We start from the raw sequence: 10378 nt of genomic DNA on the forward strand, positions 1-10378 counted from the left end.
TGCGCGTGTTCTTGTCCGAAAACGCATTCCACTTTTCGGGAACACGCGCCTACTCCGCCGCCTGGGCAAAGCCGACCGAAGCCATCGGCCGGAATTCATGCTTGTCCTTGCCGGAAGCACGTTCCGACCATGGGTCGACCTGGGCGAATTTCTGCGAAAAGACGAAGCGGTCGAAATAGGCTTTGCGCTTCTCGCCATCGTCCATGATCTGACGCTTGATCTCAGCTATGCCGACGCGCTTGGCCCATTTGTAGATACGCTCGAGATAGCGGCCCTGCTCGCGATACATCTGCGTCAACGCCACGATATGCTCCAGCGCCTCGTCCTCGGTCTTGACCAGGCCGAGCACTTCGGTGCCCTTGATGTCGAGACCGGCGGCGCCGGCGAAATGGATCTCGTAGCCGCTATCGACGCAGATCACGCCGACATCCTTGCAGGTCGCCTCGGCACAGTTTCGCGGGCAGCCCGACACCGCCATCTTGACCTTGGCCGGGGTCCACGAGCCCCACATGAATTTTTCGATACGGATGCCCAAGCCGGTCGAATCCTGCGTGCCGAAGCGGCACCAGTCCGAGCCGACGCAGGTCTTCACCGTGCGCAGTCCCTTGGCGTAGGCGTGGCCGGAGACGAAGCCAGCCTGGCCGAGATCGGCCCATACCGCCGGCAGGTCTTCCTTGCGGATGCCGAGCATGTCGATGCGCTGGCCGCCGGTGACCTTGACCATCGGGATCTCGAACTTGTCGACGACGTCGGCGATCGCGCGCAATTCGGCGGCGTTGGTGACGCCACCCCACATGCGCGGCACTACCGAATAGGTGCCGTCCTTTTGGATGTTGGCGTGGACGCGCTCGTTGATGAAGCGCGACTGGTAATCGTCGGCGTATTCGTCGGGCCAGTCGCAGACGAGATAATAGTTGAGCGCCGGCCGGCATTTGGCGCAGCCGCAGGAGGTCTTCCACTCCAGTTCCTGCATGACGGCGGGAATGGTCTTCAAGCCCTTGGCCTTGATCAGCCGACGGACCTCGTCATGGCCAAGCGCGGTGCAGCTGCACATCGGCTGGACCGCCGCGGGGTTGTATTTGTCGCCGATGGTCAGCACCATCAGCTTTTCGACCAGCCCGGTGCAGGAGCCGCAGGACGCCGACGCCTTGGTGTGGGCGCGCACGTCGTCGAGCGAGGTCAAGCCCCTGGCCGTGATCGCGCCGGTGATCTTTCCCTTGCATACGCCGTTGCAACCGCAGATTTCCGCATCATCCGGCAAGGCTGCAACGGCCGCCATAGGGTCCAGTGGGGCGCCTCCCTGGTAGGACTGGCCGAAGATGAGCGTATCGCGCATCTCGGATATGTCGGTCTGCTTCTTCTTGAGGTCGTTGAACCAGGCGCCGTCCGCCGTCTCGCCATAGAGCACGGTGCCGATGATGCGGTCGTCCTTGAGTACCAGGCGCTTGTAGACGCCGGCCGCGGCATCGCGCAGCACGATCTCCTGGCGGTCATCGCCCTCGGCGAAGTCGCCGAGCGAGAACAGCTCGATGCCGGTGACCTTGAGCTTGGTCGGCGTGTCCATGTGGACGAAAGCCGCCGCCTCATTGCCGGCCAGATGGCTGGCGGCGACGCGCGCCATCTCGTAAAGCGGCGCGACCAGCCCGTAGACCTGGCCGTTGACCTCGGCGCATTCGCCGATTGCGTAGATATCGGGATCGTTGCTGCGCATGCCGGCGTCGACGACGATGCCGCGATTGACCGCAATGCCGGCTTCCTTCGCCAGCGCCGCATTCGGCCTGATGCCCACCGCCATGACGACGAGCGTTGCGGGAATGACTGTGCCGTCGGCAAGCTCCACCCGCTCCACCTTGCCGTTGCCGGTGATCGCCTGGGTGTTGGCCTTGGTGATGACCTTGATGCCGCGCTGCTCGACGGCGCGCTGCAGGAGATATCCGGCGGCCGGATCGAGCTGACGCTCCATCAGCGTCGGCATGACGTGCAGCACGGTGACGTCCATCCTTTGCGCGTTCAGACCCGCAGCCGCTTCCAGGCCGAGCAGGCCGCCGCCGATGACCACCGCCTTGGCCCGCGACTGGGCGGCAAGCATCATCGCCCGGACGTCATCGAGATCGCGATACGTGAGCACGCCGGGCAGATCATGGCCTGGCACCGGAATGATAAACGGCACCGAGCCGGTGGCGATGACGAGCTTGTCGTAGGGCTCGGTCACGCCATGATCGGAGGTGACGGTCTTTGCCTGCCGGTCGATGGCGACGATCTTGTGGCCCTTGTAGAGGGTGATGCCGTGCTTGATGTACCAGCCGTCGCCATGGATGATGATCTCCTCATAGGCCTTTTCGCCCGACAGAACCGGCGAGAGCATGATGCGGTCGTAGTTCACGCGCGGCTCGGCGTTGAAGATGGTGACCTGGTAGCGCCCAGGCGCCTTTTCCAGGAGGTGCTCCAGCATGCGCCCGGGGGCCATGCCGTTGCCAATGATAACGAGTTTCTCGGTCATGTCCTGATCCACTCCGGTCTCACTCAGCCGCGTAGGAAAGGCCTGAAGCTTCGTCAGACGCCGTGCGCTCCATCCGCCGGATGGAAGAATGCATCCAGGCAAAGCAGGTGGCGACGATGACGAAGAGCAGCATGAAGCAGCTCGACCAGACGCCGGTGAGGTCGTTGAGCACGCCGAAGGCGATTGGCAGGATAAAGCCGCCGAGCCCGCCAATCATGCCGACAACGCCGCCGACCGCGCCGACACTCTGCGGATAGTAAGCCGGGATGTGCTTGTAGACGGCGGCCTTGCCGAGGCTCATGAAGAAGCCGAGCACACAGGCAACGGCTATGAAGGCCAGCGGGCCGATCTCGAAATGGAAGGCGATCGGCCCGCTGATACCGCGCACGACGTAGTCTGCCGAGGGGAGAGACAGAACGAGAGTCGCGACGGCACTGACAGCGAAGGTGCAGTAGAGCACGGTCCGGGCGCCGATCCGGTCGGAAAGCACGCCGCCATAGGCGCGGAAAATACTTGCCGGAATTGAATAGGCCGCCCCGATCATGCCGGCGGTCGCAAGCCCGAAGCCGTAGACGCCGATCAGGTAGCGGGGCAGCCACAGCGAGAGCGCCACGAATGCACCGAAGGCGAAGAAATAATAGAAGGCGAAGCGCCAGACCTGCAGGTTCTTGAGCGGCGCGAATTCCTGCAAGAAGCTTCTCGCGGGCGCTGCCTTGCCGGCGCGGCGCTCGCGGATGACTGGATCGTCGCCGGTCGTGAACCAGAAGACGGCGGCCATGACGACGAGTGCTGCCGCCCAGATCAGCGCGACCGACTGCCAGCCCCAGGAGAGAAGCACGAACGGTGCCAGGAACTTGGTGACCGCGGCGCCGACATTGCCGACACCGAAAATGCCAAGCGCCGTACCCTGCTTGCCGGCCGGGAAGAAGCGCGAGACATAGGCGACACCGACGGCGAAGGAACCGCCGGCGAGCCCAACGCCTAGTGCGGCGACCAGCATCTGCCCGTAGGTGTGCGCAAAAGCGAGCAGAAAGGTCGCGACCGCCGCCGCAAGCATGGTCGCGGTGTATACCAGCCGTCCGCCAAAACGGTCGGTCCAGACACCGAGCACCATACGGACGAGCGAGCCGGTGAGGATCGGCGTGCCGACGAGCAGGCCGAACTCCGTCTCGTTCAGCCCCAGCTCCTGCTTTATGCGCACGCCGATGATTGAAAAGATCGTCCACACCGCGAAGCAGACGGTGAAGGCGATGGTGGACATGGCAAGCGCCTGCCGGGGAGCGCTGTCCTGGCTGGGCGCGGCTGGGAGATTTGCGGTCATTTTCTGGCTCCGGTTTGCGGCGTGGGAGGCACCGCCCTTGTCTGTTCGTTCGCGACTGTCAGCGGCGCAGCATCGGCGAACTGGTTGAAACCGACCTTTGCGCGGTCACTTCGAGACCCTTGCCGTCAGTCTTGGCGCCGGCGGGAAAGAGGAGGAGCGCGGCGGTGAACAGCGCCGCCGTCAGCGCGCTGACGGCCAGAAAATCGCGGCGCGTGAAGTCCGCGAGGGAAGCGCCAGTTCCAATCCGTTTCGTCATCGTCGTCTCCGGTTGGGCGCCGCTTGGGACCAGCGCCGTCGATTGCGTCAAAACAAAAAAGCCGCCGGCCAGGTCTTCGCGTCCGGGGTTCCGGGAGCGCGTGTGGACCTGAGCGGCAGCTTTGCCTGTGGCGCCCGCCATTGGACGCCGTTTCACTTGGCCCTTGCGGACCCTACATTTTGGAAAGCAGGAAGCGTGCCAATTCGACAGCGCTCTTAATTATCGAATGAAATCAATATGAACCGCAGCCGCGCGACTTTTGACCAAGCTCGGCAGCGGATCAAAGATTAGTCAAAATGCCTTGCACAGCAGCATAATATTTGTGCAATGCGGTAGATTGCCCATTGCCGATGCAGATTGCCAATGATGATGACGAGTTTTCCCGTTATGGCCTTACTCCGCGGCTTCGACGAAGCGGTGGCGTTCGTAGAGGAATTTCAGCACCGCCTCGCGGCAGCGCAGGAAGGTGCGGTCGGAGGAAAGCTCGATGCGCCGGCGCGGCCGGGCCAGCGGCACGGCAAGAACCTCGCCGATGGTGGCCGCCGGGCCGTTGGTCATCATGACGATGCGGTCGGACAACAGCACCGCCTCGTCGACATCATGGGTGATCATGATCGTCGTCGAGCCGAGCCTCGAATGGATATCCATCACCGCGTCCTGCAGATGCGCGCGCGTCAGCGCGTCGAGCGCCCCGAACGGCTCGTCGAGCAGCAGGATCTTCGGCTCCATGGCCAGCGCCCGGGCGATGCCGACGCGCTGCTTCATGCCGCCCGAAATCTCGGCCGGACGTTTGTCCTTGGCATGCGCCATCTGAACGAGATCGAGATTGCGGATGATCCATTCATGCCGCTCGGCCCGGCTCTTGCTCCGGCCAAAGACCTTCGTGACTGCCAAATTGATGTTTTCGTAGACGGTGAGCCATGGCAGCAGGCTGTGGTTCTGGAACACCACGGCGCGTTCCGGGCCGGGACTATCGACCTCCTTGTCATCCAACAGAACCGCGCCGGCCGAGACCTTGGTCAGGCCGGCGATCAGGTTGAGCAAGGTCGACTTGCCGCAGCCGGAATGGCCGATGATCGAGACGAATTCGCCTTTGTCGATGGTCAGCCGGATGTCCTTCAGCACGTCGCTGACCTGGCTGCCGCGGGCGAAGGATTTGTCGATATGGTCGAGTTTCAGATAGGCCGTCATCGTCCCTCTCCTCACTTTGCCGTTGTGCCGCGGGTGACGAAGGCGCCGACCGCCGCGACCAGGCGGTCGAGGCAGAAACCGGTGACGCCGATATAGGCGAGCGCGACAATGATGTCGGGCAGCCGCGACGAGTTCCAGGCATCCCAGATGAAGAAGCCGATGCCGACGCCGCCGGTCAGCATTTCGGCGGCGACGATGGCCAGCCACGACAGGCCGATGCCGATGCGCAGGCCGGTGAAGATGTAAGGTGCCGCGGCCGGCACCATGATCTTCACGAAGAATTCGAGCTGGTTGAGCCTGAGGATGCGGGAGACGTTGCGATAGTCCTCTGGAATGTTACGGACGCCGACGGCGGTGTTGATGATCACCGGCCAGATCGAGGTGATGAAGATGACGAAGATCGCCGACGGGCTGGAATCGCGGAACGCCGCCAGCGACAGCGGCAGCCAGGCGAGCGGCGGTACCGTGCGCAGGATCTGGAACACCGGATCGAGACCGCGCATCGCCCAGATCGACTGGCCAACCAGCGCGCCGAGCGCGACGCCGACGACAGCCGCAAGGCCAAAGCCGATGGCGACGCGCTGCAGCGAGATCAGCACCCGCCAGGCGAGTCCAATGTCCTGCGGGCCATTGTTGAAGAACGGATGGGCGATCAGGTCATAGGCCTCGTTCCAAACTTGGCTTGGCGGTGGCAGGCTGGCTGTGGGCGACGAACAGGCGACCTGCCAGACGACGAGCATAATGGTGATGACGATGACCGGCGGCACCAGCGTGCTGGCCAGCTTGCCTGCGATCGCGGCCGGGTCGAAGCGGCGCCGCGCCCTGGCGGTGAAGGCGATGATTTCGGCGGGCTTGGCAGGCGCGGGGAACGGCTTCACCTTGCGGTCCTCGATGGCTTGGATAGACATTTCTCGAACGTTCCTTTGGCATTTGGCGACAAGCGGCGCCGTTGCGCTTGTGGCGACAAACGGCGCGAGCGCCGTTTGCACCGTTCAGGCCGATGCCTTGATCTTCAGGCTGTCGAGATAGGCGGACGGGTTCTCCGGATCGAAGACCTTGCCGTCGAAGAAGGTCTCGACGCCGCGCGATGAAGACGCCGGGATATCGGCCGCGGCGACACCAAGATCCTTGGCCGCTTCTCGCCACAGATCCTCGCGATTGACCTGGGCGACCAGCGCCTTGATGTCGGTGGTCGGCGCGAACTTGCCCCAGCGGATGTTTTCGGCGAGGAACCAGCTGTCGTGGCTCTTGAAGGGATAGGACACGCCGCCCTGCCAGAACTTCATGTAGAGATCGGTGCCGTTGGCGACGCGGCCATTGCCGTAATTGATGTCGCCCTTGAGGCGGCCGATGATGTCGGCAGTCGGCACGTTCATCCATTGCCGCTTGCCGATGATGGCGGCCATCTCGTCCTTGTTTTCCTTGGCTTCGCACCATTGCTGGGCTTCCATGACGGCCATCAGGATCGCCTTGGTGGAGTTCGGGTACTTGTCGATGAAGGCGGCGCGCAGGCCGAGCGCCTTTTCCGGATGGCCCTTCCACAGTTCGCCGGTGGTGGCGGCGGTGAAGCCGACGCCCTGGTGGACGAGCTGCTCGTTCCACGGCTCGCCGACACAGAACACGTCCATGTTGCCGACCTTCATGTTGGCGACCATCTGCGGCGGCGGCACGACGATGGTCGAGACGTCCTTGTCGGGATCGATGCCGCCGGCAGCCAGCCAGTAGCGCAGCCAAAGATCGTGCGTGCCGCCCGGGAAGGTCATGGCGGCCTTCACCTCCTTGCCTGCGGCCTTTTTCGCAGCGAAGGCGTCCTTCAGCTTGGAGGCGTCGAGGCCGACACCGGTGCCGGCATATTCCTGGGCGACAGAAATGCCCTGGCAGTCGTAGTTGAGCCGGGCCACGATCGCCATCCGCAGCGGCTGCTTGTTTTGAGTCACCTTGCCGGTGTGCATCAGATAAGGCATCGGCGTCAGGATATGGGCGCCGTCAATGCCGTTGGCTTCGCCGCCGAGCACCAGATTATCGCGCGTCGCCCCCCAGGAGGCCTGCTTGAGCACCTCGACGTCGGGCATGCCGAATTTCTCGAACAGGCCTTTCTCCTTGGCAATCATCAGCGGCGCCGCATCGGTCAGCGCTATGAAGCCGAGCTTGGCGCCGGTGACTTCCGGCGCGGCGGGCGCCGCATAGGCGCCGGAGGGCAGCAGCGCACGCGCCGCGGCCAGCGTTGCCGCGGTGGCCGCGCTGATCCTCAGGAAATCGCGGCGGCTGATCGCCGTTTGGGCGGAATGGCTATTGGTGCTTTTCGTCATCGTCATCTCCGGTTGGGCGCGGCTTGGGATCGGCGCCGTCGATTGCGTGTTCGACCAAAACAAAAAAGCCGCCGGCCAGGCCGCGCGCGTCCGTCCATCCGGGATCGCGTGTTGACCTGAGCGGCAGCGTTGCCTGTAGCGCCCGCCATTGGACGCCTATTCCGTGACCCGAGAAGAGTCTGCCTATTGCAACGCAGGAACCGTGCCAGTTTCGGAATGGATGACAAACATCAACGAGATCAACGACATGCCAAAATCGTCGGCGCGCCGGCCCGCTGGGCGAGCAAGCCAAAGATTGTTCATTAGCGCAGTTGCACGCACATTTTTTGTGCAGCGCACAAGAATGCCGCCGAAATGATCAGACTTCGGCGCGCGCCAATTTCTGGCCGGCAATGTAGGCGTCGATCTCGTCGGGATCGAAGATCTGGCCATCGAAGAAACCATCGGGACCGAGCACCAGGCTTGCCCCCGCCGAACCGACCGGAGTCGCGGCCTTCAGCGCGCCCTCGACCTTGGCATTGGCACCGGGAAGCGCTACGCCAAGCGGCTTCAACGCCGAGCGGTAGAGATCGGGGCGGTAGCAGTCGCGGGCAATAGCGAGGTTTTCCGGCGTGTGCGCGACATGCCCCCAGCGCACCATCTGCGTGTAGAACCACAGCGCATGGCTCTTCCACGGGAAGTTCGCCGCCTTGTTGAAGGGCAGAAAGAAGTCGCCGACACTCAGTTCGGCGCCGCCGCCGAGCGCCAGATGCCCGCTGAGGATCGGCATCTGCAGCGCCGGCGCAAGCCCGAGGAAGGCCGGCTGCGCCATAAGGGCCGCGAGTTCGTCACGGTTTGCCGGATCCTGGCACCAGCGCGCCGCGTGATGAAGCGCACGCAGCAGGGCTGAAAGCGCGTCCGGCTCTCTTTCCGCCCATGCCTTGCGCACGCCGACGACTTTCTCGGGGCTGGTCTTCCAGATGGCCGCCTTGACCGTGGCGATATGGCCGGTGCCCGCGACGACCGAGGCGCTGTTCCAGGGTTCGCCGACGCAGTAGCCGTCGATCCTGCCGGCGGCGAGTGCGTCGGCCATGAAGGGGGGCGGCACGATGACGATCTCGATTTCACGCGACGGGTCGATGCCACAGGCGGCGAGCCAGTAGCGCAATTCGTAATTGTGCCCGGAGTGCGGATGGACGACGGCGAAGCGAAGCGGATCGCCGCCGCCATTCGCCCGCTCACGAATCAGCGCTCCCAACGCCTTGCCGGCCCGCGCCGGATCGAGATCGGGTTGGGCGCCGTGCGCGGCCATGCCGGCCCAGACCGCGTTCGAAACCGTCACGCAATTGCCGCCGAGGCCGAGCGAAAACGGCACGACGGTATCGGAGGCGAGCGGCGTCAGCCCCAGATTGCAGGCGATCGGCATCGGCCCCAGCATGTGCGCCAGATCGAAATGGCCGATGGCGATGCGGTCGCGGATGTTGGCCCAGGATGTTTCCCGGTTGAGCGTCAGGTCGATGCCTTCACGCAGGGCGAAGCCGATTTCCTTCGCCGCGACAAGGACAGCGCTGTCGAAGAGCGGCATGAAGCCAGCATTGATCCGGTGCTCGGCCGCCATTCTCAACTCTCCTCGGGATCCAGCAGGCCTGCCGCCGTTACCAGGCTCTGGGCGATCTCGGCGATCTTGCGGTTCTGGTTCATGGCGGTCTTGCGCAGCAGCGTATACGCCGCGTCCTCCGACAGGCCGCGCGACTTCATCAGGATGCCCTTTGCGCGATCGATCACCTTGCGGCTTTCCAATTCGCTGCGGGCTTCTTCCAGTTCGCGCGCCATGCGCGAAAACGCATTGAAGCGGCTGATTGCCATGTCGAGGATCGGCTTGACCCGCTCCTGACGCAGGCCGTCGACGACATAGGCCGACACTCCGGCTTCCACCGCTGCTTCGATCGAAGCCTGATCCGAGCGGTCGACGAACATGGCGATCGGCCGCTTCACCAAGCGCGACAGCTGGAACATGTTTTCGAGCATGTCGCGATTGGGATTTTCGAGATCGATGACGATCACGTCGGGTTCGATCTCGGCTATCCGCCGCGCTATGCCGGCGACGTCATGGATGACCGTGACCTGCTGATGCCCGGCCTCCCGCAATCCCGCTTCGATTATCGAAGCGCGGATGTGGTTCTCATCGATCACCAGGACAGTGAGGGATTTGCGGATCATGCCGCATTTTGCGCAGGCGAGACGATTGTGCAATGCGGCATCGCGAGATTCACGGAAACAAAGCCGGCGTCCAGGCGCCGCCTGAGGAATTGGACGCGACGGCCAGCGTCGCGGCGGTGGTGCTGGGGCGGTCGGCGACAACGAACGGGCAACGCGCCTGTCCGGCGTACGCTGCTGGCAGGTGATCACCGCGCTCTACGTTATCTCGAGCGTGCTCGTCGGCACTGCACTACATCGGCCTGATCAAGGCCGTCGCTCGCCGACCCGCTGGTGCTGCCTTGGGTGGCCGCCGCCGTCGTCGGCGGCACCTCGATCTTCGGCGGCCGCGGCGGCTGCACCGGCACAATCAACGGCGCTGATCCCTACCGCGCTGACGACGCTGCTGACGATTTTGCAGATGCCGGAAGGGGCGTGGTGGATATTGTTTGGGTTAATCGTGCTGTTTGTGACGGCGGCCTATTTGCGGATTGTGGAGGAGAGATAGGGGGAAGCTGAGGCGGGGGCTGCTTTGACCCCTGGACGAAGCCGCTCGCGCGGCACTGGCGCCCCGTGGCGAGGGTGCAGCAATGATCTGAACGCCGTGCATTTGTAGGTTTGCGGTC

General features: G+C 63.8%; 9 protein-coding genes and 1 pseudogene. 2 read left to right on the plus strand and 8 right to left on the minus strand.

All coding sequences use genetic code 11. From position 1 onward, the window contains the following. Positions 1 to 49 precede the first annotated feature (49 nt). The 6 genes from nirB to NKK47_RS18555 all read right to left on the minus strand — a co-directional run bounded on the left by nirB (position 50) and on the right by NKK47_RS18555 (position 7577). The gene (nirB, locus tag NKK47_RS18530) at positions 50 to 2500 is read right to left on the minus strand and encodes a nitrite reductase large subunit NirB (protein ID WP_352577822.1); all 2451 of its coding nucleotides are present in this window, start codon (positions 2498 to 2500) and stop codon (positions 50 to 52) included. 19 nt (positions 2501 to 2519) lie between these two features. Further along, a complete protein-coding gene (locus tag NKK47_RS18535) occupies positions 2520 to 3821 on the minus strand; it encodes an MFS transporter (protein ID WP_352568357.1) in 1302 nt (433 codons plus the stop codon). A gap of 58 nt (positions 3822 to 3879) precedes the next feature. Next, entirely contained in the window at positions 3880 to 4218 is a 339-nt protein-coding gene (locus NKK47_RS18540) for a hypothetical protein (protein ID WP_352568359.1), read from the minus strand. A 252-nt stretch (positions 4219 to 4470) separates the two neighbouring features. Then, entirely contained in the window at positions 4471 to 5268 is a 798-nt protein-coding gene (locus NKK47_RS18545; protein ID WP_352577823.1) for an ABC transporter ATP-binding protein, read from the minus strand. An 11-nt stretch (positions 5269 to 5279) separates the two neighbouring features. Continuing rightward, positions 5280 to 6176, minus strand: a complete 897-nt coding sequence (gene ntrB / locus NKK47_RS18550; RefSeq protein WP_352577824.1) for a nitrate ABC transporter permease — start codon at positions 6174 to 6176, stop codon at positions 5280 to 5282. Between the two features lie 84 nt (positions 6177 to 6260). Further along, the gene (locus NKK47_RS18555; RefSeq protein WP_352577825.1) at positions 6261 to 7577 is read right to left on the minus strand and encodes a CmpA/NrtA family ABC transporter substrate-binding protein; all 1317 of its coding nucleotides are present in this window, start codon (positions 7575 to 7577) and stop codon (positions 6261 to 6263) included. Here NKK47_RS18555 and NKK47_RS18560 point away from each other — a divergent pair. Continuing rightward, positions 7564 to 7692, plus strand: a complete 129-nt coding sequence (locus NKK47_RS18560) for a hypothetical protein (protein ID WP_352448433.1) — start codon at positions 7564 to 7566, stop codon at positions 7690 to 7692. The genes NKK47_RS18555 and NKK47_RS18560 overlap by 14 nt on opposite strands. Positions 7693 to 7935: 243 nt before the next feature. On the opposite strand, the gene NKK47_RS18565 is transcribed toward NKK47_RS18560, so the two are convergent. Further along, positions 7936 to 9174, minus strand: coding sequence for a CmpA/NrtA family ABC transporter substrate-binding protein (locus NKK47_RS18565; RefSeq protein WP_352577826.1), 1239 nt, complete (start codon positions 9172 to 9174; stop codon positions 7936 to 7938). A 2-nt stretch (positions 9175 to 9176) separates the two neighbouring features. After that, positions 9177 to 9776, minus strand: a complete 600-nt coding sequence (locus NKK47_RS18570; protein ID WP_352568364.1) for an ANTAR domain-containing response regulator — start codon at positions 9774 to 9776, stop codon at positions 9177 to 9179. 127 nt (positions 9777 to 9903) lie between these two features. Between NKK47_RS18570 and NKK47_RS18575 the strand changes: the two are divergent. After that, a pseudogene (locus NKK47_RS18575) lies at positions 9904 to 10260 on the plus strand (ABC transporter permease subunit); the annotation flags it as partial. Between the last annotated feature and the right edge of the window lie 118 nt (positions 10261 to 10378).

Source organism: Mesorhizobium sp. M0019 (assembly GCF_040323975.1).
Lineage (GTDB): Bacteria > Pseudomonadota > Alphaproteobacteria > Rhizobiales > Rhizobiaceae > Mesorhizobium.

Coding starts and splice junctions, on each gene's coding strand:
- nirB (WP_352577822.1), bottom strand. CDS start 2,500: ATGACCGAGAAACTCGTTATCATTGGCAACGGCATGGCCCCCGGGCGC.
- NKK47_RS18535 (WP_352568357.1), bottom strand. CDS start 3,821: ATGACCGCAAATCTCCCAGCCGCGCCCAGCCAGGACAGCGCTCCCCGG.
- NKK47_RS18540 (WP_352568359.1), bottom strand. CDS start 4,218: ATGGCGGGCGCCACAGGCAAAGCTGCCGCTCAGGTCCACACGCGCTCC.
- NKK47_RS18545 (WP_352577823.1), bottom strand. CDS start 5,268: ATGACGGCCTATCTGAAACTCGACCATATCGACAAATCCTTCGCCCGC.
- ntrB (WP_352577824.1), bottom strand. CDS start 6,176: ATGTCTATCCAAGCCATCGAGGACCGCAAGGTGAAGCCGTTCCCCGCG.
- NKK47_RS18555 (WP_352577825.1), bottom strand. CDS start 7,577: ATGACGAAAAGCACCAATAGCCATTCCGCCCAAACGGCGATCAGCCGC.
- NKK47_RS18565 (WP_352577826.1), bottom strand. CDS start 9,174: ATGGCGGCCGAGCACCGGATCAATGCTGGCTTCATGCCGCTCTTCGAC.
- NKK47_RS18570 (WP_352568364.1), bottom strand. CDS start 9,776: ATGATCCGCAAATCCCTCACTGTCCTGGTGATCGATGAGAACCACATC.